The organism is Enterobacter cloacae complex sp. P6RS (genome assembly GCF_014982245.1).
Lineage (GTDB): Bacteria > Pseudomonadota > Gammaproteobacteria > Enterobacterales > Enterobacteriaceae > Enterobacter > Enterobacter bugandensis.
The window spans coordinates 43,797-69,647 of sequence record NZ_JADCLB010000015.1 but is presented as its reverse complement, the minus strand read 5'-3'; the positions used below and the strand labels follow the sequence as shown (position 1 = coordinate 69,647).

Here is a 25,851-nt window from a genome sequence, read left to right as displayed (position 1 = left end):
AATGAATGAATTTTCCATCCTTTGCCGCGTGCTGGGCTCCCTGTATTACCGCCAGCCGCAGGACCCGCTGCTGGTGCCGCTGTTTACGCTGATTCGCGAAGGTAAACTGGCGCAGAACTGGCCGCTGGAACAGGATGAGTTACTGGAGCGCCTGCAGAAAAACTGCGATATGCAGCAGATCTCAACGGACTACAATGCCCTGTTCGTGGGCGAAGAGTGCCGCGTGTCGCCGTATCGTTCCGCCTGGCAGGAAGGAGCGACCGAAGCGGAAGTGCGGGCATTCCTTTCAGAACGCGGGATGCCGCTGAGCGATACCCCAGCCGATCATATCGGTACGCTGCTGCTGGCCGCGTCCTGGATCGAAGACAACGCTGGCGACGATGAAAATGAAGCCATCGGGATCCTCTTCGAAACCTATCTGCTGCCGTGGGTGGGGACCTTCCTGGGTAAAGTGGAAGCTCATGCCACCTCTCCGTTCTGGCGAACGCTGGCCCCGCTGACGCGTGACGCCATTGCAGCAATGTGGGATGAGCTGGAAGAAGAGAACGAGGGGTGATGTAAATCACAAAAATCCTGCAACGATACATTTCAACTTGCACGTAATGTGCTTCTGATCTCATTTCTATGGCGCGCTTCTGCTAAGATGCGCGCCATGAACATATTACTTTGTATTGCAATCACGACGGGCATCCTCTCCGGTATTTGGGGATGGGTAGCGGTGTCTCTCGGTCTGTTAAGCTGGGCTGGCTTCCTGGGCTGCACGGCCTATTTCGCCTGTCCTCAGGGGGGGCTGAAAGGGCTCTTTATCTCAGGCTGCACGCTGATGAGCGGCGTTATCTGGGCGCTGGTCATCATGAAAGGCAGCGCGCTGGCGCCGCATCTGGAGATGCTGGGGTACGTCATGACGGGTGTCGTCGCCTTCCTGATGTGCATCCAGGCGAAGCATCTGCTGCTGTCGTTTGTGCCGGGAACCTTTATGGGGGCCTGCGCAACCTTTGCCGGGCAGGGGGACTGGAAGCTGGTGGTTCCTTCCCTGGCGCTGGGGCTGCTGTTTGGCTACGCCATGAAGAACAGCGGTCTTTGGCTGGCGGCGCGACGGGAAAAAACGCAAAACATCACCGCGATGAGTGAATAAAAAAAAGGCGAGATAATCATCTCGCCTTTTTTTATGCGCTGCCCGTCAGGATTCCGGAGGCACCGACATATCACGGTATTTCACCAGGATCGGGTTCTGCACGTCCGCTTTGTTTTGCAGATCCCACAGCCCGCGATCGATACCATCGTTGATTAAGAAGATCACGCCGGTTTCAATGGCTGACATCAGACACATCATGACCGGTTCGTTAGAGGTGTAGCCAATTTCTCCCTCCAGCAGGCGCTGGTAATCAATAAAGCGGAATACCCCAGCCTGAACTTCATAAGACAAAATCGTTTTGCTGGTGTTGACCGAAGAGAGGACTTCACCGGTACTGACGTTCACGACGCGCAGGTTAACCGCAATTTGGTCGAGCTGGTACTGGGTATCTGCGCCGATACCGAAGTAGCGCGCGCCCACGCCACCCGATTTCACGTTGCTCTCGTAACCGATAATCGACCCTTCAATCATCACGTTTGCGGCGGCCAGAGACTGCAGAGGCATCCGGTTATTGTCCGCAACGGTGCCATTCTCCTGCGCGGCACGAATGATTTTTCGTTCATTTAACAGGTTCTGAAGCCCCTGGCGTTCCAGCGGAATAAACCAGTGCGAATCTTTAAGTGCAGTCACCAGCATGGCGGTGGCGCTTTGCGGCACCGCGGTGGAGAAGTTACTTGCCGGATAAGGCTTAAATTGTCCGGTTTCATCCTGAATGTTGTATACCGAGACAAATATCTTGCCCGTAGGTGAAGGCAAATGGGTTAAATCACGGTAACTCTGGGCCCGCGGCATTAATGTGGGTTTTGCAGCTTCTTTAGGCGGAGCAGTTAAACAACCGCTCAATAAGCACACTGCAACAAATATCAGGAAGCGCTGCATGGTCGTTGTCCTTATTTAGCTATTGTTTAAAAGTCAGTTGAATTATTTTGCAGGCCGGAAACCTCTATGGTGGAGGTTTTTCCGGTTTTACGATCGGTCACGTTCAACTGGAGCTGTCCGTCCCTGTTGGCGATGTCGACGATAAAGTCGTTGGTCATCATTCGGCCGGGTTTGCCGGTATTAATGTTGGTCAGCAATCCCCCTAAAATCTGCGACTGGATAGCCTGGGTGAAGTTATCCAGTGCGGAAGGGGTATCAACGGTAAAATCCTGAAAGCTCGGATCTTTATAGGAGTTTTGTGCCTGAGCTTGATTCAGCAGAAAGGCACCGTTGTTGGGGTTACCGCCAAAGTTAGGGTTACGGAACTGGAAGGTCATATTTCCGGCCCAGCTCAGGGGAGCAATAAGCATGATCGAAACAACTGCATATGCAATACGCATGACAGCCTCCGCATATCGGTTCGCTAGAACTCATCTTTTGCTAAATCGCTGGTGCTTAATAGGGCTTTATCTATTTGCAGGCGATTAATAGCGTCTTCAGTTTGAGCCAGTGCTAAGGCTACGTTTTTTTCGAAGTCTGTTTTCGAGGGGAATAAAAACGTTTGATAAATAACGTCCTGATTGGCCGTTATGGTTATCCAGCTTCCCCAACGTGCACTGGGCCGCTCGTTGATTGTTAAATTACCCGTGTAAGGACTGTCCCATTTATCGCTGAAGGCCCGGTAAAAACTGTGCCCGATCGATGAGACAGTGTGGTCAGTTAACAATCCGGGAACTTCGACCTCAACGGCCTGCAGGTTCCCTGCAGCGAGCAGGAGACTCGCTGCGGCGATCCAACTCAACGTGCGCTTCATGTGATTAACGCCTGAGGTTATCGTTTGCCCATGAAACCGCCTGAGTTCGGTTTTTAACAGCTATCTTCTTGAAAAGATTATAAAGGTGCGTCTTTACCGTATTTTCGCTGATAAATAACGAACGGGCGATTTCAATATTTGAAGCACCAATGCGTAATTTGTTCAGGATCTCTTTCTCACGGTGGGTGAGCAGCGCTGATTCCGAACTGTTATAGCGGTAATTTCCGGAGTGCGTGATGAGGTAGCTGGCCAGCTTTTGCGAGAAATAGCATTCGCCGCGCAATATGCCTTGCAGACCATCTACCACCCGAACCTCTTCTTCAGTGACGTAGAACACGCCATTGATATGCGGCCAGCTTTCAATATCTCTGAAAGGATATTCATCAGGCGTATTCAATAATAGCACGCAGATATTATTGTTTTTCCTGCTTAAGTTATCTTGCCAGTAATGGATAAGCTTTTTATCGGCTTCCATCATATCAAACAGAATGATGCTGCCAGGTGCAATATCATCAAAAGAACGTTGAATATTATGCAATTTCCCGTTCAGTGATAGAGATTGCTTTAAATGTTGTAATAAAGCTGTCGCTTGCAGAGAAGGTTTTGTGATCAACAGTAATGTATGACCATGTAAACTATGGACTTCATTATACATGATGAAACCCCACTTATTTTTGGCACCTGACAGCCGCCCTCTCTGTAAAGAAGAGGGCACCAGAAGTACTGACAGATGTTGCACTGCTGTGTGTAGAATCAGAACATAACCTCCACAGGGAGGTAAATATAAAACCAATTTCGTACATCTAATTTCAATCTAGCTTTTACGAATTTTAAAGCAAGTGTTAATCATGTAACAATATGTAAAAATCAATATTAATTTGTGAAAATGGCAGATTTTGAATGTTGTTATTTGATATGAAAGTTGTACATGAAAATAGTTGTGCATAGATTTTAAAAATCATACAAATATAATTAACCAGTTAATATTTATAAGTATTTATTATTTTCTTTAGTTTGTTCCCAAGTATGAGTAACTGGTACTTTCTAAGTCATGCCGTACTGATTTTCCTGGCTTAAGAAAACTCGCCTTGTGTCACGCACTGAAGAAAATCGCATCCTGGCGTTACGCTTAAACAACGCGGGAAGGGGCATGGACGGCTGTCTCACCGTTGTACAACTTGTCGCGCATAAATATTTCATAAAAAATAAAAACGGCCTGTGTAATGCCTTTTATGGTGCAAATTACAACTTTGTGGTGACCTGAAAAATAAAAATAAGCCGCGCGGGTGAGATATTTAAAATGTTTCAGCGGACATACTCTTCACCGTAACGACGCGTTAACAAAAACGAGTCGTTTAATACGAAATACGATCAGGGTGTTTTCAGGTAGCCGGGTCCAGGGTGACAACATGAAAAACACATCGTTATTTTTGATGTTTACATTACTGGGTGCGCCTGGATTTGTAACCGCCGCGAATTCAGATTTAGCAAACGCTGAATATAATTTTGCGGTTAATGAATTAAGTTATTCATCATTAAATCAGGCAGCCATTATTGGTCAACAGGGCGTATTTAATGACGCTCAGCTTCGCCAGGAAGGATCGAAACTCTTGTCCGTCATTTCTCAGGATGGGGCAGGCAACAGAGCGAGAGTTGATCAATCAGGGACTTACAATATTGCCTGGATCGATCAGAGCGGTAACGGGAACGATGCAGGTATTACGCAGGATGGATATGGTAATAGTGCGAAAATTATCCAGAAAGGGTCGGGTAATAGAGCAAATATTACGCAGTACGGTACGCAGAAAACCGCAGTTGTAGTGCAGAAACAGTCGCAGATGGCAATTCGCGTTATTCAGCGCTAGCTATTTCGCGACGACGTTAATCAATCCGATGGGGGTTTACCATGAAATTTATCAAAGTGGCAGCACTTGCAGCAATCGTCGTTTCTGGTAGTGCTATGGCTGGTATGATTAATCAGGGCGGATGGGGTCATGGACACGGTCATGGCGGAAACAGTGGTCCAAATTCAACCCTGAATATTTATCAGAACGGTGGCGGTAACTCCGCGCTGGCGTTGCAAACAGATGCCAGAAATTCCGTTCTTAATATTAGCCAGACCGGTGGCGGTAACGGGGCTGATGTCGGTCAGGGTTCTGACGACAGCAAAATCAACCTGACCCAGAACGGCTTTGGCAACAGTGCGACACTCGACCAGTGGAACAGCAAAAAATCCGTTATGAATGTTAGCCAGTACGGCGGCCTTAACGGTGCGCTCGTAGACCAGACGGCATCTAACTCCACCGTCAACGTTACCCAGATCGGCTTTGGTAACCACGCGACAGCGCATCAGTACTGATACTGAAATCTGTACTACAAAAAAACAGGGCCGATGCCCTGTTTTTTTTCGGGAGTTCCTCATGAATACCTTCATTCTCCTTGCCGCGCTTTCCGGCCAGATAAGCTTTCAAACGTCACAGCAGGGAAATATGACGACCATTATTCCGCAGGTCATTTTGACGGAACCGTGTGATTGTCAGGTTCAGATCCTCTCTTTGAAGGAAGGGCAGAGTGGGCAAAGTGCTTCGCGACAGCAAAATACCCTTTTTATTCCCGCTAATCAGCCGATTGATTTAACGCGGTTGAGTTTAACTATTTCTGCGGAAGACACGATCAACATCGTTGTCACCGTCACGGATGGAAAAGCGCTTCATTTATCACAGCAGTGGTCGCCAGCCGGGGGTGCGCTGTAAATATTCATGAAATCAATGCATTGTGAATATTTGCCGTTGAACTAAGCTGTTATCAGGAACTGCGTTGTTAGGTTCCGTAACGTCAGCCTTCGTTTGCATAATGAAGCGCGTTTGCCCCTCATGGACGATTTTCATTGAGGAGTACATATCGTGACCCACTCTTTTGCACATCTTATTTCAGGTCTGGGCCTGCTTGTTTCGGCATTTATCGCTCCAGCTTATTCGGCCACGCTCGCGCAGGGCGGCGTTATTCACTTTCGCGGCGCAATCGTTGCTGACCCTTGCGAAGTTACCCACCAGCAGCGGCAGCTGGCGGTGTCGTGTCCGGAAAAAAATCGTATGCAAACGCGTATGGTGAGTTACGGCGACGCGCTGAACGGCAAGGAGACGGCTTCCGGCCTGGCTACAGTGAATATGACGTACCTGAATCCTGAAAAAACGCTCGCGGTTGTTCAGATCCAGTACCGTTAATACCCGTGCGCGCCCGTCGGCGGGCGCGGTTTTATGCCTATCGTTTTTCTCAATAACCCCTCTGCGATACACTTATAAAAAAGGCGGGCAGCAGAGGGGCTTTATGAAACCGCAAATTGAAGTTATTCATGGCGATATTACGACAGTTCATGTCGACGTCATCGTCAATGCGGCCAATCCTTCCCTGATGGGGGGAGGAGGCGTAGACGGCGCTATTCACCGGGCTGCTGGACCGCAGTTACTGGAAGCCTGTAAAATCGTGCGTCAGCAACAGGGTGAATGCCCTCCGGGCCATGCGGTGATTACGCTGGCGGGCAACCTTCCTGCCAAAGCGGTGATTCATGCTGTCGGGCCCGTGTGGCACGGCGGAGACCAACATGAAGCGAGCCTTCTGGAGGAGGCATACCGAAACTGTCTGCGGCTTGCCGCCGACAACGGCTATAAAACGATGGCGTTCCCGGCCATCAGCACCGGCGTGTATGGATATCCTAAGGCGGCAGCGGCGACCATCGCCGTCGAAACGGTTTACCGCTATTTGTCGCTTAAACCGCAGCCAGAGAAGGTGATTTTTGTCTGCTTCGATGAAGACACCACGCATCTTTATCAGCGGCTTTTGACTCAGCGCAGACAAGAGCTGGAGAGCTGAAGCGAAGGCGGCGCACCGTGAGTGCGCCGCACTGCTCAGGCGGCTTTCGGCTGAGGCTTTCCTGAAAACAGGAAGCGCAGAAGAGGGATCCGCAGATGGATCTCGTAGAGTACGACGGCAATCCCCACCACAAACACCAGCCCGGTAAAGAAGCCCAGCGTGTTGGATGCGATATGCGGCGTGATGTATGCCCCGAAGAACAGCGTCAACGGGTGGTGCACCAGATAGATAAACAGTGAGGCATTGACGAAGTAGGTCACGCGGCTGGACTTAAAGTTCAGCAAACGGTGGCCGAGCGCGAACACCACGTTCACCATCCACAAGCCCAACAGCATGGTGATCACGCTTTCTGTTTCATACATCCAGGCGTCGCCACTCCCGTAGCGCTGGTTCAGCAGGTAGGCCGCAAACGCGATGGCCGCACCCACCGCGCACCACGGTGACGGGGTGGTAAACAGCGCTTTAAGCCTCGGATGAATAAAGGCCAGCGCGCCAATTAAAAAGAACGGAATGTAGAACAGCGACTGCATCACCACAAAATTGAACAGGCCGTCGCTCAGTATTGGTGGATAGACGATAAACAACGTGCGTCTCACCGCGGCATAGGCGATCCCCAGCAGTAAAAAGAGCACCGACAGTTTGCCCAGCGTGACGTTAGCGAAGAAAGAGTCTGCTGTCGTGCTGAGATGACGGCGCAGGCGGCTGAAAATCACCAGACTGACCGTGGTCAGCACCACCAGAACCAGCAGGAACCAGAGGTGAGACACCAGCTCCCAGACCAGCGTGTTGTACTTTTCATACAGCGAGAGATTCGGCCAGTTCTCCGCCTTGCCTTTAACGTATTGCAGCATAATGAACTGCGGCAGCGTCAGCAGTGGTATGGCGGTTAACATGGGAATACCTACGCGCTCTACGCGCACTTTCCACCAGCGCTTAAGCGGATAGCGTAAAAAAAGCATGTACGAGAAATAGCCGGAGATGACAAAAAACACCTGCATGCGGAAGGCGTGAATAAAGTCATTAAACAGCGTCAGCCACCAGGAGGGCATCTGGCTATTAACATGCCACGTGTGGCTGGAGTAAATCAGTGAAATATGAAAGGGGATCCCCAATAGCATCAGCCATGCCCGGATCGAGTCGAGGAAATATTCCCGTTGTATCGGTGTTGTGCTCATATAACGTTGTGCATTCTCAGACTTTTCGCCTTATCCCTAAGGCTCATAATGGTTACATTCGACGCCAACCCTACACCAAGACCGACACACTGTCTCCAGGATAAGCACGCAAAGTGAATAACGGGTTCTTTCATTTGCTTAATCCATGAGCCAGCAGCTGAACAAAGCAGTGATTATGTTGTCGGATTGCCTGAGTTTCCATTAAAATGGATCGGATCGATATAAGCACACAAAGGGGGAAGTGCTTACTTATTATGAAACATAAACCACAGATGATGAAAATGCGTTGGTTGGGTGTTGCGGTGGTGTTATCACTGTATACCTCATCGGCACTGGCCTTTAACATCGACGATGTCGCAAAACAGGCAAAATCGATGGCAGGCAAGAGCTACGAAGCGCCGAAAAGTAACCTGCCCTCCGTTTTCCGCGACATGAAGTATGCGGACTATCAGCAGATCCAGTTCAACCACGATAAAGCGTACTGGAACAACGTTAAAACCCCGTTCAAGCTTGAATTTTATCATCAGGGTATGTACTTCGACACGCCTGTTGCCATCAATGAAGTGACGGCGACCGCGGTACGTAAGATCAAGTACAGCCCGGATTACTTCAATTTTGGCAATGTGCAGCACGACAAAGATACGGTGAAAGACCTGGGCTTCGCAGGCTTTAAGGTGCTTTACCCGATCAACAGCAAAGATAAAAACGACGAAATCGTTAGCATGCTTGGCGCCAGCTACTTCCGCGTGATTGGCGCGGGGCAGGTGTACGGGCTTTCTGCGCGCGGTCTGGCTATTGATACCGCGCTGCCATCAGGTGAAGAGTTCCCGCGTTTCCGCGAGTTCTGGATTGAGCGTCCAAAACCAACGGACAAACGTCTGACTATTTATGCGCTGCTGGATTCCCCACGCGCAACCGGTGCCTATCGCTTTGTGATTATGCCAGGTCGTGACACGGTCGTTGACGTGCAGTCTAAGGTTTACCTGCGTGACAAAGTGGGCAAACTGGGCGTCGCTCCGCTGACCAGTATGTTCCTGTTTGGGCCGAACCAGCCGTCACCGGCAACCAACTTCCGCCCGGAACTGCATGACTCCAACGGTCTGTCTATTCATGCCGGTAACGGTGAGTGGATCTGGCGTCCGCTGAATAACCCGAAACATCTGGCGGTCAGCAGCTTTGCGATGGAAAACCCGCAGGGCTTTGGCCTGCTGCAACGTGGCCGTCAGTTCTCTCGCTTTGAAGATCTCGACGACCGCTATGACCTGCGTCCAAGCGCCTGGGTTACGCCAAAAGGCGACTGGGGTAAAGGCAAGGTAGAGCTGGTTGAAATTCCAACCAACGACGAAACCAACGACAACATCGTCGCATACTGGACGCCGGATCAGCTGCCGGAAGCCGGTAAAGAGATGAACTTCAAGTACACCATTACCTTCAGCCGCGACGAAGATAAGCTGCATGCGCCGGATAACGCGTATGTGACGCAGACTCGCCGCTCTACGGGTGACGTGAAGCAGTCTAACCTGATCCGTCAGCCTGACGGTACGGTAGCGTTTGTCGTGGACTTCACCGGCCAGGATATGAAGAAACTGTCTCCTGATACTGCGGTGTCGGCCCAGGCCAGCATCGGTGACAACGGTGAAATCGTAGAGAACACCGTGCGTTACAACCCGGTAACCAAAGGCTGGCGTCTGACCCTGCGTGTGAAAGTGAGAGATCCGAAACAGACCACTGAAATGCGTGCTGCGCTGGTCAGTGAAGATCAGCCGCTGAGTGAAACCTGGAGCTACCAGCTACCTGCCAATGAATAATACATCTGAATATATTGATGCCATGCCGCTGACGGATATCGAAAAAGCGGCGCTGCCTAAGAGCGACATCCGCGCGGTTCATACCGCGCTGGATGGCGAACATCGTCAGTTTTCCCGTGATGATGATACGCCGCTGGGGTCAGTCAAGGCGCGTCTGGAGCAGGCCTGGCCGGACTCGCTGGCAGAAGGGCAGTTGATTAAAGACGACGAAGGACGCGATCAGCTTCAGGCGATGCCGAAAGCGACGCGTTCCTCAATGTTCCCCGATCCATGGCGCACCAACCCGGTTGGCCGCTTCTGGGATCGCCTGCGCGGGCGTGACGTCACGCCGCGCTATCTGTCGCGCCTGACGAAAGAAGAGCAGGCCTCCGAACAGAAATGGCGTACCGTGGGGACAATTCGCCGTTATATCCTGCTACTTCTGACGCTGGCGCAGACGGTTGTCGCGACCTGGTATATGAAAACCATTCTGCCTTACCAGGGCTGGGCGTTTATCAACCCGACGGACATGATGGGCCAGGATCTCTGGGTCTCCTTCATGCAGCTGCTGCCGTATATCCTGCAGAGCGGCATCCTTCTGCTGTTCGCGGTTCTCTTCTGCTGGGTCTCGGCCGGGTTCTGGACCGCGCTGATGGGCTTCCTGCAGCTGCTGATGGGACGGGACAAGTACAGCATTTCGGCGTCGACGGTCGGGGATGAACCCCTCAATCCCGAGCACCGTACCGCACTGATTATGCCTATCTGTAACGAAGACGTTGACCGCGTATTTGCGGGGCTGCGTGCAACCTGGGAGTCCGTAAAGGCAACCGGTAATGCGGCGCATTTCGACGTTTACATCCTGAGCGACAGTTACAACCCGGACATCTGCGTTGCAGAGCAAAAAGCCTGGATGGAGCTGATTGCGGAAGTGCAGGGCGAAGGACAGATCTTCTACCGCCGCCGCCGCCGTCGCGTGAAGCGTAAAAGCGGCAACATCGATGACTTCTGCCGCCGCTGGGGTAACCAGTACAGCTACATGGTCGTGCTGGATGCTGACTCCGTCATGAGCGGTGACTGCCTGAGCGGTCTGGTACGTCTGATGGAAGCCAACCCGAACGCGGGGATCATTCAGTCTTCGCCAAAAGCATCCGGCATGGACACCCTGTACGCGCGCTGCCAGCAGTTCGCCACCCGTGTTTACGGCCCGCTGTTTACCGCAGGTCTGCACTTCTGGCAGTTGGGTGAGTCGCACTACTGGGGCCACAACGCCATTATCCGCGTGAAGCCGTTCATCGAACACTGTGCGCTGGCGCCGCTGCCGGGCGAGGGTTCGTTTGCCGGTTCGATTCTGTCGCATGACTTCGTGGAAGCGGCGCTGATGCGTCGTGCTGGCTGGGGCGTCTGGATTGCCTACGACCTGCCGGGATCGTACGAAGAGCTGCCGCCGAACCTGCTGGACGAGCTCAAGCGCGACCGCCGCTGGTGTCACGGTAACCTGATGAACTTCCGCCTGTTCCTCGTAAAAGGGATGCACCCGGTTCACCGTGCGGTGTTCCTGACGGGCGTAATGTCTTATCTCTCCGCACCGCTGTGGTTTATGTTCCTCGCGCTCTCCACTGCGCTGCAGGTCGTCCATGCCCTGACGGAGCCGCAATACTTCCTGCAACCGCGCCAGCTGTTCCCGGTGTGGCCGCAGTGGCGTCCGGAGCTGGCGATTGCGCTGTTTGCTTCCACCATGGTGCTGCTGTTCCTGCCTAAGCTGCTCAGTATCATCCTGATCTGGTGCAAAGGCTCGAAAGAGTACGGCGGATTCTTCCGCGTCACCCTTTCGCTGCTGCTGGAAGTGCTGTTCTCCGTGCTGCTGGCGCCGGTGCGTATGCTGTTCCACACCGTGTTTGTGGTCAGCGCGTTCCTGGGCTGGGAAGTGGTCTGGAACTCACCGCAGCGTGATGACGACTCCACGCCGTGGAGCGAAGCCTTCATGCGCCACGGGTCTCAGCTGCTGCTGGGCCTGGTGTGGGCGGCCGGAATGGCCTGGCTGGATCTGCGCTTCCTGTTCTGGCTGGCGCCGATTGTCTTCTCGCTGATCCTGTCGCCGTTTGTGTCCGTGATCTCCAGCCGTTCAACGGTAGGGCTGCGTACCAAACGCTGGAAACTGTTCCTGATCCCGGAAGAGTATTCCCCGCCGCAGGTGCTGGTGGATACCGATACCTATCTGGAGCAGAACCGCAACCGTACGCTGGACGATGGCTTTATGCACGCCGTGTTTAATCCGTCATTCAACGCTCTGGCGACGGCAATGGCCACCGCGCGCCACCGCGCAAGCCAGGTGCTGGAGATTGCCCGCGATCGTCACGTTGAGCAGGCGCTTAACGAGACTCCGGAAAAACTTAATCGCGACCGTCGTCTGGTGCTGCTGAGCGATCCGGTCACGATGGCAAGACTTCACTATCGCGTATGGTCCGCTCCGGAGAAGTACTCTTCGTGGGTGAACTACTACAAAGAGCTGAAGCTGAACCCGCTGGCGCTGAAGGCGAAGTAAGCGGTTAAGCAAGGTGGGTAAGCAAGGTGGGTAAGCAAAGCGCCACCCGCCAGATAAAATACCGGCTGTGAGGCCGGTATTTTTTTAGAGGTTACTGATGAAAATAATCATCGTCGTCATGATGGCATGCCTGCTGAGTGGCTGCGGCAGCATCATCAGCCGCACTATTCCAGGTCAGGGCCATGGCAACCAGTACTACCCGGGCGTAAAATGGGATGTCCGTGATTCCGCATGGCGCTACCTGACGGTGCTCGATCTGCCGTTCTCGCTGATTTTCGACACGCTGTTGCTGCCCATCGATGCCAGCCACGGCCCGTACGAGTAGCGTAAATTAACGCTCGTCCCATTCATCGGCTGCGGTTTGACCTTCTTCCGTATCCAGCGGTGGCTCGAGCTGAAATTCGCCCTCATCCCACTCGTGCAGCGTATTCTCCTCCAGCCATTCCTGGCGTAACTCGATTTCGTCATAGTCGCCATCAAACACGGCCTGCGCCCCTGCACCGCTCAGGACCGGCAAACATTCCCCTTCTTCACCTTCGTCGGCAAAGAATTCGGCCTGCCACATAATATCCCCATCCTGCAGAACATATTTTTGGATATTAAGTTGTTGCACGTCAGCATCTTCTTCCTCAACGCCGGGATTATCGGCAAGGAACTCTTCACGAGCGGCGTCAATAGCTTCTTCCAGCGTGGCGTACATGGTCATTGGTGTCTCCCTGTTTTCCAGAAGGTTTCAGGGAAAGAATAGCTGAATATCAGATTCTGCAAGTATGAATGCGAAAATAAGCCGTCAGGCGTTCTTCTTATTCCGTCACTGGCCGTAACGCGCGGGATAAACTGAACCACGAGTAAATCGCGTTGAACAGCACCACGCCTGCCGTCACGATAAAGACGGCGCGAAAACCGAAGCTGGCGGAAATACCCGCCCCGAGAAGTGGCCCGGTGACGTTACCGATATCGCGAAACGACTGGTTATAGCTGAAAATACGCCCGGCAATCTGGTTCGTGGAGTTGTAGACCAGCAGGGTCTGTACGGCGGGTAGCAACGCCCCGTCGGCGGCGCCCAGCAAAAAGCGAAGCACGCCCAGCTGCCACGGAGAGTGCACCATCGACATGGGGATCAGCAGCAGGACGGAAACGATCAGTGCGCAGATCAGGATCTTTTCCGGGCCGACCCGGTCACCCAATTTCCCTAGCCTCGGTGCGCTAACCAGCGCCGCCACGCCGGGCACGGAGGCAATCAGCCCGCTGATAAACGCAATATTGCTGACGTTACCCGCCAAGTCGCGAACGTATAGGGTGAGAATAGGAGCGATCGATCCGGTTGCCACCTGAATGATCAATGTCGTTACGAACAGGCTCAGCACCAGTCTGGGATTTTTAAGCGAGGTCAGCACGTCTCTGGCGTGAAGCATCTCTTTTTTGGCGACGGGCGTAAATTTTTCACGGATGCAGACCAGGGTGACGATAAAGCACAGGAACAGCACGCTGGCGGTGATGAAAAAGACCGGGCGCAGGCCGTAGTTATCCGCCAGTAATCCCCCCGCCAGCGGCCCAAGCAGGGCGCCGCTCACGCCACCGGTTGAGAGCGTGCCAAGCGCCCAGCCGCTCTTATGGCGAGGAATTTGCGTGGCGATCAGGGCGTTCGCGTTGGGAATAAATCCGCCCAATAAGCCCAGCAATGCGCGCAAAATCAGGAACTGCCAGACGTTCTGCGCCACGCCCATCAGCGCCATGATAATCGCCATCCCCAGCGCTGAACGCAGCAGCATAATTTTACGTCCCTTGCGGTCGGCAAGGCCGCCCCAGAAGGGGGAGGCAATGGCGGAAAAGAGAAACGTGATGCTGAATACCAGGCCAGACCACATGTTGAGCGCGCTATGGCCCGTCACGCCCAGCTGTTCGACGTAGAGCGGCAGGAAAGGCATGACCAGGCTAAACGCCGCGCCGGTAAGAAAACAGCCAAGCCACGCAACCGTGAGGTTACGCTTCCAGTTTATGGGGGCATCTGAGGGTGTCATAACAATCCGCATAGTGAGGTGCAGAGCACCTGAGGCATGAAGTAATAAGCCTGCTAATTATGCGCCTGGGTTATGATTGCCGCAATGAGGGGGAGCTTTTAAAGCTAAAATAGCATGCGGCCCTGAGGGCCGCATGAGGATCAATAGCGGGAAGGCGTGCCTTCTGGCCGCGTTTTGAAGCGTCGATGCAGCCACATGTACTGCTCGGGTGCCAGCATGATGCACTTCTCCACAACGCCGTTCATCCAGCGCGCGGTAGTTTCCGCATCTTCCAGCGGCGGCGCGAGTTCCGGCTCAAGCATCATCAGCTCGTAGCCTGAGCCATCCGGCATACGGCGGGGAACAAAGGGAACGATGGCGGCTTTGGACATCCGCGCCAGCATCCAGGTGCCGGTGGTTGTGGCGGCCTCATCAACGGCGAAGAAGGGGACAAAGACGCTGGCCTGGGGGCCATAGTCGTGATCGGGGGCATACCAGACCACTTCACCGGATTTCAGCGCGCGGATCATGCCCTTCAGATCCTTACGATCGATCATGCTTTTGTTGGAGCGCATGCGGCCGTTGGTCTGGATGAGATCGATAACCGGGTTGTCGTTAGGACGGTAAACCCCGATGCCGGGCGCCTGCATGCCAAACATACGCGCCCCGATTTCGAGCGTCAGGAAATGGACGCCGATCAGCAGCACGCCGGTCTGATTGGCCTGAAGCGTATGCACCGGCTCCATGCCGGTGCCTGTAACCTTGCTCCAGCGGGCCATACGTTTGTCCGACCAGAACCACGCCATGCCGGTCTCCATGAGACCCATGCCGACGGATTCGAAATTCTTCGAGACCATATCATGGCGCTCCGCCTCGCTCATCTGCGGAAAGCACAGCTCAAGGTTACGATACGCGATGCGGGCGCGGCGCTTCATAAGCGTTTGCGCGAGTCGGCCTAATGATTTACCTAACCGGAAGATAACAGGGTAGGGAAGCTGTACCAGTAGCCATAAAAAGCCAATGCCAAGCCAGGTCATCCAATAGCGGGGGTGCAAAAGGGCGACGGTAAATTTTGGTAACTGGGTCATGTCTTTCCTGTGTTCAAACGTCCTGTTTCGCTATTGTCGCATTTTTTGAGACGTAGCCAAAATATCTGCCGTCGAAACCTGCACGACGACGGCAATTGTTAAGCCTGATTCATCAGGGTGTGTGAAATGTAGCGTAAATTGTGTGGATGTAAATTGGTTTTGTTTGCTATATGATGCCGACCGATTTTGATTCTCTCTGACGATTGCAGGACTTGTACACCATGCCAGTGTTACACAACCGCGTTTCGAATGAGATGTTAAAGGCGCGCATGTTGGCTGAAACCGAACCGCGCACGACCATCTCCTTCTACAAATACTTCACCATCGACGATCCGCAGGCGACCCGCGATGCGCTTTATCAGGCCTTCACGGCGCTGAACGTTTTCGGGCGCGTCTACCTTGCCCGCGAAGGCATTAACGCGCAGATTAGCGTGCCGGAAAGCAAAGTGAATGCGTTCCGCGACGCGCTTTATAGCTTCGACCCGGCCCTCAACGGCTTACGCCTGAACATTGCCCTGGATGACGATGGAAAATCGTTCTGGGTGCTGCGCATGAAGGTGCGTGAACGCATCGTGGCGGACGGTATTGACGATCCTGAGTTTAACCCGGCGGACGTCGGCGAATATCTGAAGGCCGCGGAAGTGAATGCGATGCTGGACGATCCGGATGCCGTGTTCATTGATATGCGTAACCACTACGAGTACGAAGTGGGGCATTTCGAAAACGCGATGGAGATTCCGGCCGATACCTTCCGCGAGCAGCTGCCTAAAGCGGTGGAGATGATGCAGGAGCATAAGGATAAAAAAATCGTTATGTACTGCACCGGCGGTATCCGCTGCGAGAAGGCCAGCGCGTGGATGAAGCACAATGGGTTCAACAAGGTCTGGCACATTGAAGGCGGTATTATCGAGTACGCACGCCGCGCCCGTGAGCAGGGCTTACCGGTACGCTTTATCGGTAAAAACTTCGTCTTTGACGAGCGCATGGGCGAGCGCATTTCAGAAGATGTGATTGCCCAGTGCCACCAGTGCGGCGCGCCGTGCGATACCCACACCAACTGCAAAAACGACGGTTGCCACCTGCTGTTTATTCAGTGCCCGGCCTGTGCCGAGAAGTTTAACGGCTGCTGTAGCGAGCTGTGCAGCGAAGAGAGCGTCCTGCCGGAAGAAGAGCAGCGTCGTCGTCGTGCGGGGCGTGAAAACGGTAATAAGATTTTTAATAAATCACGCGGCCGTCTGAATACCAAACTGGGTATTCCTGACCCGGAATGATAATAACGCCCGGAACGGCGAAAGCCTGCCGGGCGAATCTATTACGACTTCTGCTGCACACCTTCAACGGAAATAACCAGCTCAACGTCCTGCGACGCCGGGCCTAAATCCGTTGTGATATTAAAATCTTTCAGGTGAATTTTACCCGCCGCTTCAAAACCTGCGCGTTTTCCGCCCCACGGATCGTCGCCCTGACCGATCAATTTCGCATCCAGAGTAACGGGTTTGGTTACGCCATTCAGCGTCAGATTCCCGGTAATAGCCAATTTATCACCGTCTTTCTTCACTTCCGTGGAGGTGAAGGTGGCCTGCGGGAATTTTGTGACGTTGAGGAACTCTGCGCTGCGCAGGTGTTTATCGCGCTCAGCATGGTTCGTGTCGACGCTGTTCGTATTAATGGTCACATTGACTTTATCTGCCGCAGGATTTTTCTCGTCAAAAGTAAATGTGCCGTCGAAATCTTTAAAGGTGCCGTACAGCCAGCTGTATCCCAGGTGCTGAATGCGGAAATTGACGAAAGCGTGCTGGCCCTCTTTATCAATTTTATAGTCAGCCGCTACGGCAGAACCGGCGGTGAATAACAGAGAACCGAGGGCAATACCCAGCAGGTGTTTTTTCATTTTATGCTCCAGAGTCAACTGACGAGCGGCCAAGCATGCGCTTAAGCGTATCGTCTTTATCAATAAAATGGTGTTTAAGGGCGGCGAGCCCGTGCAGTACGGACAGGATCACCACGCTCCAGGCAAGCCAGAGGTGAACGACGCCTGCCGTATCGGCCTGAGCCCCGGCATCGCTGAGCGTTGCCGGAACCTCGAACAGGCCAAAAACGCTAATCGGTTTGCCGTCTGCCGTTGAAATGAGATAGCCGCTGATCAGAATGGCGAAGAGCAGCGCGTAGAGCGCAATATGCGCGGCAACGGCGCTGACGCGGGTTATTTTTCCATATGTCTTTAGTGGCGCGGGCGGTGGGGAAATATGTCGCCAGATGGCGCGAAATACCAGCCCCAGCATCAGCAGAACCCCGATGCTTTTATGCAGCTCGGGTGCCTGATGATACCAGCCATCGTAATAGCTGAGCGTGACCATCCAGAGTCCAAGTCCGAACATACCGTAGACGGCAATGGCAAATATCCAGTGCAAGCTTATGGATATTATTCCGTAGCGCCGGGAGGAGTTACGCAATTGCATCAGAATGTCCATTTTCAAATTAACCGAAAGGTAAAAATGAACGGGAAGACGCGATATTGCAACTGAAATAATTGACTATTGATTTTTATTTTATTTATTTCAGCGATTTTGAAAAGAAACGGCAAGATTAATTCAATGGCTTCGTGCAAGACGTATTAGCAGGAGAAAAAACCTTAAATAAACATAAAGTAACGTCAGTTAACGTCAATTATCACTTTCAATAAAACACAATGTAAATAACATCAACGATAGCGAGCAGCGCCCACAATAAGATATAGAGCATAAAGTGTTCGCGAATGTTATTGATGAGGAAATCCACTATCCTGCGCATAACGCCCCACATTTGAGTCCGAAGAAAACGGGCCCCGATACCGCCGGAGCCCGTGGCCGATTATCCGTTAAAACGCGAGAGTGAGAACGGCGTCAGATCAAACTGCGGCGTGATACCCTGGGCAAACTGCGCGGCGATTTCACCCAACACCGAAGCGAACTTAAAGCCGTGGCCGCTCAGCCCGGTAATCAGCAGGGTGTTGTCATGTCCCGGCAGCGTATCAATGATAAAGTCTTCATCCGGCGTGTTGTCATAGGTGCAGGCCGCGCCATAAAGCAGGCCACCGACGCCCGGGAGAATATTGCGCAGGAACGAGAAGGCTTCTGAGCCGTCCTGCGGGCAGGCGCCAAACGGCTTGCGCTCCTCAGGTGAGGAGATGACCTGCCCGCCGTTGTGTTTTCCAATCTTGAGAGCGTCCTTCTCGGAAGGGAAACCGTAGAACTGATCGCCGTTGGGTAACTCGCCGGTAAACGCCGGGAATTTATTTTGCGCGCTGTAACGCCCGTCCGACTGGAACCAGGAGAAGACCTTGCGTACCGGCTGGATCGGCAGGTCCGGGAGCAGGCGGGTAACCCAGGTTCCTGCGCTAATAAGCAGGCGGGAAGCCGAATATTCCCCGTCTACGGTTTTCACCGTAACGCCGTTTGCATCATGCGTGATGGCCTCTACGGGGCAATTGAACAGCTGCGCGCAGCCCGCTTTGGCGGCAAGATCGACCCAGGTTTTGATCGCCGTTTCACAGTGCAGCACACCGGAGTTGGCTTCAAAGAGGCCGATATAATCCTCCGGGACGGTAATTTCAGGCCAGCGCGAGGTAATGGCCGCCGCGTCCAGCTTCTCAACGTCAAGATTAAAGGCTTTCGCGCTGCGTTCGACGTTGGCGAGAAATTCTGAACGGCCCGGACCGAGGTTGATGATCCCCGTGCGTTCGAAAATGCGCTCTTCAGTCTGTTTCGCCAGCTCGTCCCACAGCGTCTGGGCGCGAAGCACCAGCGGAACGTAGCGCTCCCCCTCGCCATAGGCATGGCGAATGAGACGGGTGTCGCCATGATGGCTACCTTCGCTATGCGGCGGCAGGTGGGCGTCAATCATCAGGACGTTTAGCCCTGCCTGCGTTGCGTAATAACCGGCGGCCGATCCAACGGAGCCGCTACCAATAATGATTAAGTCGTATCTCATATGCATCTCGTAAACTTACGGTTTATTAGCAGAGTAATTAACAACGCGGGCGCAAACAAGCGGGAAATAAATAAGGCACCGCGAGGGTGCCTGTTGAGTGAAAAGTGGGCATAAGGTTAGTGCCGTTTATACTCATTTTCCTGATAGTCGCCAGATTCTATTTTTGCAATACCTGCCTCTAAAATAGAAATAAACTGACGGGCGACGTCTGTTGTTAGCCACAGCGTCTGTCCAACTTCCGCTTCGTCACGGTTGAGTTGATTTGGGGTTTGGTAGTGCAAACGCAGCATCAGCGCATCGTAGCTATCTACGGTACTGATATCCCAGCCAACAAGTGGGTGGGTCTGGATGACTTCACTATTCTTTTCCATTATAACCCCCTTAATGCGTGTTAGAAGACAACGGCTTTGAGGTTCAATGCATGTTTTTCTGAAAGCTTCTTCAGTATACCAAGTAATAAGGGTTCCGAAGGGAAAAATAAACAGGTGGCAACACATTTTTCTGCTTTTTAGGATTGTTCGAACAATAAAACACCATTTCGTTCACGATTTTTAAAGAAGATTCCGAATTAATTTGAACTTACGGGATTTTAGGCAAAAAAAAGCCGGGGCGACCCGGCAAAAAACACAATGAGGGAGCAGTGTTAATCGGTAATGAACCAGTCGTCTGCGCTTTCCCACGTTTCCTGCAGGATTTCGCTGATGCGATCTTTATCTTCTTTTGCGGCACCCATGACGGAGAGGTTGTTCGCTGCGGCGTAACGCACCGTTACGGCGCCCGCGTTGTCGGGAAAGGTGTTGTTAATACGACGGGATAATTCGCCTGCCAGAGCGTCAAGCGCGCCGGCAGGCAGAACGGTAGTTTTGGCTATGGTGACTTCAATACGCATAAATGCCCCCTGTGTAATATACTGTTTATTTATACAGGCATATTATCGGTTTGACAACAAGGGGCGTTGATTTTTTAGCGTTTTACCGTCCAGCTTACGGTTTCACCTGCCAGGAAGGGGATCAGCGTGTCATCCGTCAGCGCGATAGACTCCTCAACCTGGCTCGCTTTGCGCTCCAGCTCAATGAAGGTGTCATTGACCGGCAGGCCGTAGAAGCGCGGGCCGTTGAGGGAGCAGAACGCTTCGAAATGTTCCAGCGCGTTCATCTCTTCAAATACGGTTGCGTAGCTGGCAAGCGCCGTTGGGGCGTTGAAACAGCCCGCGCAGCCGCAGCTTGCCTCTTTGCGATGGCGGGCGTGAGGCGCGGAGTCCGTGCCCAGGAACGCACGCGTGAATCCGCTGGCGACCAGCTCGCGCAGCGCCTGCTGGTGAACGTTGCGCTTGAGGATCGGCAGGCAGTAAAGGTGAGGGCGCACTCCGCCCACCAGCATATGGTTACGGTTAAACATCAGATGCTGTGGGGTGATGGTCGCAGCGATCAGCTCGTTACCGTCGCGAACATACTCTGCCGCGTCTTTGGTGGTGATATGCTCAAAGACCACCTTAAGCGCCGGCAGGCGCTGGCGCAGGGGCTCCATCACGGTTTCGATAAAACGGGCTTCACGGTCGAAGATGTCAATCTCCGCATGCGTTACTTCACCGTGTACCAGCAGCGGCATGCCCAGTTTCTGCATGCGCTCCAGCACCGGCATGATGGCATCAATACTGGTGACGCCGTGGCTGGAGTTGGTGGTGGCGTTCGCCGGGTAGAGTTTCGCCGCCGTAAATACGCCTTCGTTAAACCCGCGTTCCACTTCGTTCGGATCCAGTGAATCGGTCAGGTAGCAGGTCATCAACGGGGTGAAATCATGTCCCGCCGGAACGGCATCCAGAATGCGCTGACGGTAGGCAATGGCGGCATCGACGGTGGTGACTGGCGGAACCAGGTTTGGCATGACAATCGCGCGGCCATAAATTTCACTGGTATAGGGCACGACGGTTTTCAGCATATCGCCATCGCGCAGATGGATATGCCAGTCGTCTGGGCGGCGGATTTTAAGAACCTGGGGTTGTGCAGTCATGGAAGCTCCGGCTTGTCAGGAATCAGTCATAAGGATGGCTGTTTTTGCCGGACACAAATCATAAGCGGAAACGTTTTCGTTTGCACACTTTTCCGTAAAAAAAAGGGCGCCGCAGCGCCCTTCACGTTAATCAGTGAAAGGAATGACGATCTCTCCCGGTTTCACCTCTATCCCTTTTGCGTATTTCTTCGCGAGGGCTTCGCCCTTGCTGTTGTCTTCGCTTAAAACGTACGCCGGCTGCTGGTTAAAGTAGTTTCGCAGCGACTGGTTCAGATAGGGCATCAGGGTTTGCAGTACCGGCGCCATTTTGTCCGGCGAAACCTGCGCATCGACCACTTCCATCTCCTGCAGGAAAATCGCCCCTTTCTCTTTGTTGAAAACGGGGAGCGCCTTCAGCTTAAGCTTGATGTTGGCTTTCTGATTGCCAAAAAGGGACGTCATATCAAGCGCGGCATCGCCTGCCAGAGTGACTCTATTCGGCTCTTCACGACCAATCTGGCTGGTGAGATTAGTGAGCACGATGTGGGCATCGGCCAGCCCCGGCACGCCAATGTCTTTAGAGAAATTGTTATGTTTTTCCAGCGCCTGATTAATTTCCTGCTCACTGACGGTATATTGCGTAAGCTGGTTACAGCCCACCAGCAGACCGCTGACAACGAATGCCGCGGCTAAGACAATTTTCTTCATAGTGTTCCTCAACGAAAAATCGGCGCTTCTGTCCTGTTACGCAAGTATGTCAGTGTGAAATGGCAGAAACCAGCAGAAAATACTGAGAAGTGCGGCGGGCGTCTTCTCCCGCCGGAGGGAAGGACTACGCGCCAGGCTCGAGCATGCCGCTCGCGCTGCGCTTCTGGCTGAACTGCCACCACAGGGCGAGAAGCGTCATGACGCCCACCACGCCGAGCATCATCCAGGGGAGCTCCGGCTGGTTCAGCGCTTTGCCGGCATCGAACAGCCAGCCGCCGCCGGCGTAACCCAGCGCCCCGCCAAAGGCCAGACCCAGGCGGCTGAAGCCCATATAGCTGCCGCGCGCACGCGCATCCGCAAGCGAGGCGCTCAGCGTTTCGCGGGCGGGCTCGGCGATGATGGAGCCGATATAGAAGGTGCAGATCAGCGTAAAAAGCTGCTGAAGCGTGTTTACCAGACCGATCGGCATCATGCTCAGCGTCATCAGAAACAGCCCTGCCATCAGACGATGCTCCAGGCGAAAACGCCGTTCACTCCAGCGGGCAATGGGGTAGAGCAGCGTTAATGACAGGCAGGCTTCGATGGCGTACATCCATTTCACGGCAGCAGGCGTGCCCGCAATATCGTTCACCATGATTGGCAGCATCAGCATCACCTGTACGGCGAGCATGTAATAGCCGGTCAGGGTCAACACGTAGGTGACAAAACGCCTGTCGCGCAGGACGCGTCCTAGCCCCTCGCGCACCGGGGCTTTTACCGTCGACAGCTTCCAGGCCGGAAGGTAGAGGCCGTTAAACAGCGCGCACAGAATAAACAGCACCGCCCCGGCCGCGCAAACCAGACGGAAATCGTACTGCAGCAGCCAACTGCCCAGCAGGGCGCCAACAACCGCCCCGGCGCTGTCCTGCATCATCAGAATGGAGAAGAAGCGGCCGCGGTGCTGAGGACGAATCAGCTTTACCACCAGCGCGGTGCGCGGCGGGTCAAACAGGGTGCCACCGATACCGGAGAGAAAGCAGGAGAACCACAGCAGCCACGGCTCGTGGGCAACCGCCATCGTGGCAAAGCCTGCCGCGCGGAGCAGCATCCCGGTAACGATCATCGGTTTAGCGCCAAAGCGGTCGGCAATAGCCCCGCCAAAGACGCCCAGCCCCTGCTGGACAAACTGGCGTAACCCCAGGGCAATCCCGACCATCAATGCCGCCCAGCCCATTTGATCGACAAAGCGGATCGAGATGAGGGGGAACACAACAAAAAAGCCGAGCACGACCAGCATGTTATCGACGAGCAGGAAATATTTACCCAGGCTCCTGGCCTGTGATACGCGGGACATTTTCCCTCCAGGGAAAATAAGAAGGTGAGCACGCTAACATTCTGCGGTGTCGCCGCGTTTTTTCCCACCCCCGGGCGCGACAATATTTTTTTATCAAAACGGTGCTTTGATAGAGAGTTCTCATCGAAAAATGTGAAAAGAGGTCAAAATGGTATGTCACTGTTTTCACAGACGGCACGGGCGCAGGTATAGTAAAGCTAATGGGTAAGCTGAAGTGACGGGAAGGAGTGGTATTGATGTTTGGCTATCGCAGTAATGTGCCAAAAGTGCGTCTGACAACGGACAGGCTGGTCGTTCGTCTTGTGCATGAGCGTGATGCCTGGCGTCTGGCGGATTATTACGCCGAGAATCGCCAGTTTTTAAAACCCTGGGAACCCGTTCGGGATGAAAGCCATTGTTACCCCTCCGGCTGGCAGGCACGCCTCAGCATGATCGCTGAATTTCATAAGCAGGGCAGCGCCTTTTATTTCGCGCTGCTGGATCCAGATGAGAAAGAGATTATCGGGATCGCCAATTTTTCAAACGTGGTGCGGGGATCGTTTCACGCCTGCTACCTTGGCTATTCCATCGGCCAGAAATGGCAGGGGCAGGGGTTGATGTACGAGGCGTTAACGATAGCCATCCGCTATATGCAACGCACGCAGCATATCCATCGCATTATGGCGAACTACATGCCGCATAATCAGCGCAGCGGGAATTTGCTGGCGCGTTTAGGGTTTGAGAAAGAGGGTTATGCCAAAGACTATCTGCTGATAGACGGAGAGTGGCGCGACCACGTTCTGACGGCATTAACCACCCGTGACTGGACCGCAGGTCGTTAAGGAGAAAAGATGAAGTATCAGCTAAACGGTACGGAAGCGCGCGTGATTGGGTGCTTACTCGAAAAACAGGTCACCACGCCGGAGCAGTATCCGCTCTCTGTTAACGCCGTGACCATGGCCTGCAACCAGAAGACCAACCGCGAGCCGGTGATGAATCTCAGCGAGCATGAGGTTCAGGACGTGCTGGATGCGCTGGTGAAGCGCCACTATCTGCGCACCGTCAGCGGCTTCGGCAACCGCGTGACCAAATACGAGCAGCGCTTCTGTAACTCCGAATTTGGCGATCTGAAGCTGAACAGCGCGGAAGTGGCGGTTATTACCACGCTGCTGCTGCGCGGGGCGCAAACGCCGGGGGAACTGCGAACGCGCGCTTCCCGAATGCATGAGTTCAGCGACATGCAGGAAGTCGAACAGACCCTGGAAGGGCTGGCCGCGCGTGAGGATGGCCCTTACGTGGTGCGCCTGGCGCGCGAGCCGGGTAAACGTGAGAGCCGCTACATGCATCTCTTCAGCGGCGACGTTGACGCCGCAAGCGTGGCGACGGAATCGAGCCCTGCAACCCGTGACGACCTTGCCGCGCGCGTAGAGGCGCTGGAAGACGAGGTGGCCGGGCTGAAACAGCGTCTGGATGCACTGCTGGCACATTTGGGAGACTAACGGTGAAAAAATTACGCATTGGCGTGGTGGGGCTGGGCGGTATTGCGCAGAAAGCCTGGCTGCCCGTATTGGGCGCTGCGTCTGACTGGACGCTGCAAGGGGCATGGTCACCCACCCGAGAAAAGGCAGAACGTATCTGTGAAACCTGGCGTATCCCGTATGCGGCCTCGCTCCAGGATCTGGCCCGGGAGTGCGATGCGGTCTTTGTGCATACCTCAACGGCAACCCACTATCAGGTGGTGAGCGAGCTGCTCAATGCGGGGGTTCACGTCTGCGTGGATAAACCGCTGGCGGAAAATGTTCAGGATGCCGAACGGCTGATTGAGCTGGCGGCACGTAAAAAACTGACGCTGATGGTCGGTTTCAACCGCCGCTTCGCGCCGCTTTACCAGCAGCTGAAGGCGCAGTCCGGCAATATCGCCTCGCTGCGCATGGATAAGCACCGCACCGACAGCGTGGGGCCGAACGATCTGCGTTTTACCCTTCTCGATGACTACCTCCACGTGGTGGACACCGCGCTGTGGCTGACTAACGGCGAAGCGCAGCTGAAAAGCGGCACTCTTGTCACCAACGAACAGGGGCAGATGGTCTATGCGGAACACCATTTTGCCGTTGAGCATCTTCAGGTCACCACCAGCATGCACCGCCGCGCGGGCAGCCAGCGGGAATCCGTGCAGGCGGTGACCGACGGCGCGTTGTACGACGTTACCGACATGCGTGAATGGCGGGAAGAGAAGGGCAGCGGCGTGGTGATGCAGCCGGTCCCCGGCTGGCAAAGCACTCTGGAGCAACGAGGTTTCGCAGGATGTGCCCGCCACTTTATCACCTGCGTGCAAAATCAGACGGTTCCTGAAACGTCCGGCGAGCAGGCCATTCTGGCTCAGCGCATTGTGGAACGGCTCTGGCGCGATGCCATGAGTGAATAACTCGCTGTAACATCTGCGGATAGTAATTCGTTGAAATCAGGTTAGACTAAGCGCCGCTTGTTGGCTTTGCCGGGTGGCGCTTGTGCGTTCCCGGTCTATAAATCCGTATGGTTCTGGAA

Annotated in this window: 31 protein-coding genes; 14 read left to right on the top strand and 17 right to left on the bottom strand. The window is 53.8% G+C overall.

The window, feature by feature from the left end; translation table 11 throughout:
- The first annotated feature begins 1 nt into the window (after window position 1).
- Both INF73_RS08950 and INF73_RS08945 read left to right on the top strand, forming a co-directional pair.
- Window positions 2-556: a molecular chaperone gene (locus tag INF73_RS08950; RefSeq protein ID WP_193540483.1), complete on the top strand. Its 555-nt coding sequence runs from the start codon at window positions 2-4 to the stop codon at window positions 554-556.
- A 96-nt stretch (window positions 557-652) separates the two neighbouring features.
- Window positions 653-1,135, top strand: coding sequence for a DUF1097 domain-containing protein (locus INF73_RS08945; RefSeq protein ID WP_072252624.1), 483 nt, complete (start codon window positions 653-655; stop codon window positions 1,133-1,135).
- 45 nt (window positions 1,136-1,180) lie between these two features.
- Here the strand turns inward: INF73_RS08945 and csgG are convergent, their stop codons facing one another.
- From csgG to csgD, 4 genes are read right to left on the bottom strand one after another with little or no spacing between them, the layout of a single operon-like run.
- The gene (gene csgG / locus INF73_RS08940; RefSeq protein WP_028012674.1) at window positions 1,181-2,014 is read right to left on the bottom strand and encodes a curli production assembly/transport protein CsgG; all 834 of its coding nucleotides are present in this window, start codon (window positions 2,012-2,014) and stop codon (window positions 1,181-1,183) included.
- Between the two features lie 26 nt (window positions 2,015-2,040).
- Window positions 2,041-2,454 carry a curli production assembly/transport protein CsgF gene (gene csgF / locus INF73_RS08935; RefSeq protein WP_028012675.1) on the bottom strand — a complete coding sequence of 138 codons (414 nt, stop codon included), beginning with the start codon at window positions 2,452-2,454 and terminating at the stop codon, window positions 2,041-2,043.
- 23 nt (window positions 2,455-2,477) lie between these two features.
- A complete protein-coding gene (gene csgE / locus INF73_RS08930; RefSeq protein ID WP_028012676.1) occupies window positions 2,478-2,867 on the bottom strand; it encodes a curli production assembly/transport protein CsgE in 390 nt (129 codons plus the stop codon).
- A 4-nt stretch (window positions 2,868-2,871) separates the two neighbouring features.
- The gene (gene csgD, locus INF73_RS08925; protein WP_193540485.1) at window positions 2,872-3,522 is read right to left on the bottom strand and encodes a biofilm master transcriptional regulator CsgD; all 651 of its coding nucleotides are present in this window, start codon (window positions 3,520-3,522) and stop codon (window positions 2,872-2,874) included.
- A gap of 754 nt (window positions 3,523-4,276) precedes the next feature.
- Here csgD and csgB point away from each other — a divergent pair.
- The 5 genes from csgB to ymdB all read left to right on the top strand — a co-directional run bounded on the left by csgB (window position 4,277) and on the right by ymdB (window position 6,737).
- Window positions 4,277-4,732: a curli minor subunit CsgB gene (gene csgB, locus INF73_RS08920; RefSeq protein WP_028012679.1), complete on the top strand. Its 456-nt coding sequence runs from the start codon at window positions 4,277-4,279 to the stop codon at window positions 4,730-4,732.
- 41 nt (window positions 4,733-4,773) lie between these two features.
- On the top strand, window positions 4,774-5,226 hold the full coding sequence (gene csgA / locus INF73_RS08915) for a curli major subunit CsgA (protein WP_047368274.1): 453 nt from the start codon (window positions 4,774-4,776) through the stop codon (window positions 5,224-5,226).
- A gap of 61 nt (window positions 5,227-5,287) precedes the next feature.
- A complete protein-coding gene (csgC, locus tag INF73_RS08910; RefSeq protein WP_193540624.1) occupies window positions 5,288-5,620 on the top strand; it encodes a curli assembly chaperone CsgC in 333 nt (110 codons plus the stop codon).
- A gap of 150 nt (window positions 5,621-5,770) precedes the next feature.
- Complete coding sequence (locus INF73_RS08905; protein WP_193540626.1) at window positions 5,771-6,091, top strand: type 1 fimbrial protein; 321 nt, start codon at window positions 5,771-5,773, stop codon at window positions 6,089-6,091.
- A gap of 103 nt (window positions 6,092-6,194) precedes the next feature.
- On the top strand, window positions 6,195-6,737 hold the full coding sequence (gene ymdB, locus INF73_RS08900) for an O-acetyl-ADP-ribose deacetylase (protein ID WP_193540628.1): 543 nt from the start codon (window positions 6,195-6,197) through the stop codon (window positions 6,735-6,737).
- Between the two features lie 35 nt (window positions 6,738-6,772).
- On the opposite strand, the gene mdoC is transcribed toward ymdB, so the two are convergent.
- The gene (gene mdoC, locus INF73_RS08895) at window positions 6,773-7,912 is read right to left on the bottom strand and encodes a glucans biosynthesis protein MdoC (protein ID WP_041910534.1); all 1,140 of its coding nucleotides are present in this window, start codon (window positions 7,910-7,912) and stop codon (window positions 6,773-6,775) included.
- A 254-nt stretch (window positions 7,913-8,166) separates the two neighbouring features.
- Between mdoC and mdoG the strand changes: the two genes are divergently transcribed.
- The 3 genes from mdoG (at window position 8,167) to INF73_RS08880 (ending at window position 12,566) form a co-directional block, all read left to right on the top strand.
- Complete coding sequence (gene mdoG / locus INF73_RS08890) at window positions 8,167-9,720, top strand: glucans biosynthesis protein MdoG (RefSeq protein WP_193540630.1); 1,554 nt, start codon at window positions 8,167-8,169, stop codon at window positions 9,718-9,720.
- Window positions 9,713-12,241: a glucans biosynthesis glucosyltransferase MdoH gene (mdoH, locus tag INF73_RS08885; RefSeq protein WP_041910533.1), complete on the top strand. Its 2,529-nt coding sequence runs from the start codon at window positions 9,713-9,715 to the stop codon at window positions 12,239-12,241. The genes mdoG and mdoH overlap by 8 nt, the downstream gene beginning before the upstream one ends.
- A 97-nt stretch (window positions 12,242-12,338) precedes the next feature.
- Window positions 12,339-12,566, top strand: a complete 228-nt coding sequence (locus tag INF73_RS08880; RefSeq protein ID WP_013097162.1) for a YceK/YidQ family lipoprotein — start codon at window positions 12,339-12,341, stop codon at window positions 12,564-12,566.
- Between the two features lie 6 nt (window positions 12,567-12,572).
- Here the strand turns inward: INF73_RS08880 and INF73_RS08875 are convergent, their stop codons facing one another.
- From INF73_RS08875 to INF73_RS08865, 3 genes are all read right to left on the bottom strand, one after another.
- Window positions 12,573-12,947: a MysB family protein gene (locus tag INF73_RS08875; RefSeq protein WP_028012687.1), complete on the bottom strand. Its 375-nt coding sequence runs from the start codon at window positions 12,945-12,947 to the stop codon at window positions 12,573-12,575.
- Window positions 12,948-13,044: 97 nt separating this feature from the next.
- Window positions 13,045-14,262, bottom strand: coding sequence for a multidrug efflux MFS transporter MdtG (gene mdtG / locus INF73_RS08870; protein ID WP_047368276.1), 1,218 nt, complete (start codon window positions 14,260-14,262; stop codon window positions 13,045-13,047).
- 140 nt (window positions 14,263-14,402) lie between these two features.
- Window positions 14,403-15,329, bottom strand: coding sequence for a Kdo(2)-lipid IV(A) acyltransferase (locus INF73_RS08865; RefSeq protein ID WP_163333841.1), 927 nt, complete (start codon window positions 15,327-15,329; stop codon window positions 14,403-14,405).
- A gap of 221 nt (window positions 15,330-15,550) precedes the next feature.
- On the opposite strand from INF73_RS08865, the gene INF73_RS08860 reads away from it, so the two are divergent.
- On the top strand, window positions 15,551-16,600 hold the full coding sequence (locus INF73_RS08860; protein ID WP_028012690.1) for a rhodanese-related sulfurtransferase: 1,050 nt from the start codon (window positions 15,551-15,553) through the stop codon (window positions 16,598-16,600).
- Window positions 16,601-16,641: 41 nt separating this feature from the next.
- On the opposite strand, the gene INF73_RS08855 is transcribed toward INF73_RS08860, so the two are convergent.
- The 9 genes from INF73_RS08855 to mdtH form a co-directional block, all read right to left on the bottom strand.
- Entirely contained in the window at window positions 16,642-17,220 is a 579-nt protein-coding gene (locus tag INF73_RS08855; protein WP_061098591.1) for a YceI family protein, read from the bottom strand.
- A gap of 1 nt (window position 17,221) precedes the next feature.
- Window positions 17,222-17,788, bottom strand: coding sequence for a cytochrome b (locus INF73_RS08850; protein WP_028012692.1), 567 nt, complete (start codon window positions 17,786-17,788; stop codon window positions 17,222-17,224).
- A gap of 217 nt (window positions 17,789-18,005) precedes the next feature.
- Complete coding sequence (locus INF73_RS08845) at window positions 18,006-18,119, bottom strand: YceO family protein (RefSeq protein ID WP_032644857.1); 114 nt, start codon at window positions 18,117-18,119, stop codon at window positions 18,006-18,008.
- Window positions 18,120-18,179: 60 nt separating this feature from the next.
- Complete coding sequence (solA, locus tag INF73_RS08840; protein WP_193540632.1) at window positions 18,180-19,298, bottom strand: N-methyl-L-tryptophan oxidase; 1,119 nt, start codon at window positions 19,296-19,298, stop codon at window positions 18,180-18,182.
- A gap of 116 nt (window positions 19,299-19,414) precedes the next feature.
- A complete protein-coding gene (gene bssS / locus INF73_RS08835) occupies window positions 19,415-19,669 on the bottom strand; it encodes a biofilm formation regulator BssS (protein ID WP_003858012.1) in 255 nt (84 codons plus the stop codon).
- Between the two features lie 272 nt (window positions 19,670-19,941).
- The gene (dinI, locus tag INF73_RS08830) at window positions 19,942-20,187 is read right to left on the bottom strand and encodes a DNA damage-inducible protein I (RefSeq protein WP_028012694.1); all 246 of its coding nucleotides are present in this window, start codon (window positions 20,185-20,187) and stop codon (window positions 19,942-19,944) included.
- 74 nt (window positions 20,188-20,261) lie between these two features.
- Window positions 20,262-21,308 (bottom strand): dihydroorotase, encoded by a 1,047-nt coding sequence (gene pyrC, locus INF73_RS08825; RefSeq protein WP_028012695.1) that lies wholly within the window; start codon window positions 21,306-21,308, stop codon window positions 20,262-20,264.
- Between the two features lie 126 nt (window positions 21,309-21,434).
- The gene (locus tag INF73_RS08820) at window positions 21,435-21,995 is read right to left on the bottom strand and encodes a lipoprotein (protein ID WP_193540634.1); all 561 of its coding nucleotides are present in this window, start codon (window positions 21,993-21,995) and stop codon (window positions 21,435-21,437) included.
- 124 nt (window positions 21,996-22,119) lie between these two features.
- Window positions 22,120-23,328 carry a multidrug efflux MFS transporter MdtH gene (gene mdtH, locus INF73_RS08815; RefSeq protein ID WP_061098586.1) on the bottom strand — a complete coding sequence of 403 codons (1,209 nt, stop codon included), beginning with the start codon at window positions 23,326-23,328 and terminating at the stop codon, window positions 22,120-22,122.
- Window positions 23,329-23,564: 236 nt separating this feature from the next.
- On the opposite strand from mdtH, the gene rimJ reads away from it, so the two are divergent.
- Genes rimJ through INF73_RS08800 form a run of 3 tightly spaced genes read left to right on the top strand, consistent with a single transcriptional unit; the run spans window position 23,565 to window position 25,732 of the window.
- Window positions 23,565-24,149 carry a ribosomal protein S5-alanine N-acetyltransferase gene (gene rimJ / locus INF73_RS08810; RefSeq protein WP_193540636.1) on the top strand — a complete coding sequence of 195 codons (585 nt, stop codon included), beginning with the start codon at window positions 23,565-23,567 and terminating at the stop codon, window positions 24,147-24,149.
- 9 nt (window positions 24,150-24,158) lie between these two features.
- On the top strand, window positions 24,159-24,806 hold the full coding sequence (locus INF73_RS08805) for a YceH family protein (RefSeq protein WP_088204995.1): 648 nt from the start codon (window positions 24,159-24,161) through the stop codon (window positions 24,804-24,806).
- Window positions 24,807-24,808: 2 nt separating this feature from the next.
- The gene (locus INF73_RS08800) at window positions 24,809-25,732 is read left to right on the top strand and encodes a Gfo/Idh/MocA family protein (RefSeq protein WP_193540638.1); all 924 of its coding nucleotides are present in this window, start codon (window positions 24,809-24,811) and stop codon (window positions 25,730-25,732) included.
- Window positions 25,733-25,851: the final 119 nt, after the last annotated feature.

Coding starts and splice junctions, on each gene's coding strand:
- INF73_RS08950 (WP_193540483.1), top strand. CDS start 2: ATGAATGAATTTTCCATCCTTTGCCGCGTGCTGGGCTCCCTGTATTAC.
- INF73_RS08945 (WP_072252624.1), top strand. CDS start 653: ATGAACATATTACTTTGTATTGCAATCACGACGGGCATCCTCTCCGGT.
- csgG (WP_028012674.1), bottom strand. CDS start 2,014: ATGCAGCGCTTCCTGATATTTGTTGCAGTGTGCTTATTGAGCGGTTGT.
- csgF (WP_028012675.1), bottom strand. CDS start 2,454: ATGCGTATTGCATATGCAGTTGTTTCGATCATGCTTATTGCTCCCCTG.
- csgE (WP_028012676.1), bottom strand. CDS start 2,867: ATGAAGCGCACGTTGAGTTGGATCGCCGCAGCGAGTCTCCTGCTCGCT.
- csgD (WP_193540485.1), bottom strand. CDS start 3,522: ATGTATAATGAAGTCCATAGTTTACATGGTCATACATTACTGTTGATC.
- csgB (WP_028012679.1), top strand. CDS start 4,277: ATGAAAAACACATCGTTATTTTTGATGTTTACATTACTGGGTGCGCCT.
- csgA (WP_047368274.1), top strand. CDS start 4,774: ATGAAATTTATCAAAGTGGCAGCACTTGCAGCAATCGTCGTTTCTGGT.
- csgC (WP_193540624.1), top strand. CDS start 5,288: ATGAATACCTTCATTCTCCTTGCCGCGCTTTCCGGCCAGATAAGCTTT.
- ymdB (WP_193540628.1), top strand. CDS start 6,195: ATGAAACCGCAAATTGAAGTTATTCATGGCGATATTACGACAGTTCAT.
- mdoC (WP_041910534.1), bottom strand. CDS start 7,912: ATGAGCACAACACCGATACAACGGGAATATTTCCTCGACTCGATCCGG.
- mdoG (WP_193540630.1), top strand. CDS start 8,167: ATGAAACATAAACCACAGATGATGAAAATGCGTTGGTTGGGTGTTGCG.
- mdoH (WP_041910533.1), top strand. CDS start 9,713: ATGAATAATACATCTGAATATATTGATGCCATGCCGCTGACGGATATC.
- INF73_RS08880 (WP_013097162.1), top strand. CDS start 12,339: ATGAAAATAATCATCGTCGTCATGATGGCATGCCTGCTGAGTGGCTGC.
- INF73_RS08875 (WP_028012687.1), bottom strand. CDS start 12,947: ATGACCATGTACGCCACGCTGGAAGAAGCTATTGACGCCGCTCGTGAA.
- mdtG (WP_047368276.1), bottom strand. CDS start 14,262: ATGACACCCTCAGATGCCCCCATAAACTGGAAGCGTAACCTCACGGTT.
- INF73_RS08865 (WP_163333841.1), bottom strand. CDS start 15,329: ATGACCCAGTTACCAAAATTTACCGTCGCCCTTTTGCACCCCCGCTAT.
- INF73_RS08860 (WP_028012690.1), top strand. CDS start 15,551: ATGCCAGTGTTACACAACCGCGTTTCGAATGAGATGTTAAAGGCGCGC.
- INF73_RS08855 (WP_061098591.1), bottom strand. CDS start 17,220: ATGAAAAAACACCTGCTGGGTATTGCCCTCGGTTCTCTGTTATTCACC.
- INF73_RS08850 (WP_028012692.1), bottom strand. CDS start 17,788: ATGCAATTGCGTAACTCCTCCCGGCGCTACGGAATAATATCCATAAGC.
- INF73_RS08845 (WP_032644857.1), bottom strand. CDS start 18,119: ATGCGCAGGATAGTGGATTTCCTCATCAATAACATTCGCGAACACTTT.
- solA (WP_193540632.1), bottom strand. CDS start 19,298: ATGAGATACGACTTAATCATTATTGGTAGCGGCTCCGTTGGATCGGCC.
- bssS (WP_003858012.1), bottom strand. CDS start 19,669: ATGGAAAAGAATAGTGAAGTCATCCAGACCCACCCACTTGTTGGCTGG.
- dinI (WP_028012694.1), bottom strand. CDS start 20,187: ATGCGTATTGAAGTCACCATAGCCAAAACTACCGTTCTGCCTGCCGGC.
- pyrC (WP_028012695.1), bottom strand. CDS start 21,308: ATGACTGCACAACCCCAGGTTCTTAAAATCCGCCGCCCAGACGACTGG.
- INF73_RS08820 (WP_193540634.1), bottom strand. CDS start 21,995: ATGAAGAAAATTGTCTTAGCCGCGGCATTCGTTGTCAGCGGTCTGCTG.
- mdtH (WP_061098586.1), bottom strand. CDS start 23,328: ATGTCCCGCGTATCACAGGCCAGGAGCCTGGGTAAATATTTCCTGCTC.
- rimJ (WP_193540636.1), top strand. CDS start 23,565: ATGTTTGGCTATCGCAGTAATGTGCCAAAAGTGCGTCTGACAACGGAC.
- INF73_RS08805 (WP_088204995.1), top strand. CDS start 24,159: ATGAAGTATCAGCTAAACGGTACGGAAGCGCGCGTGATTGGGTGCTTA.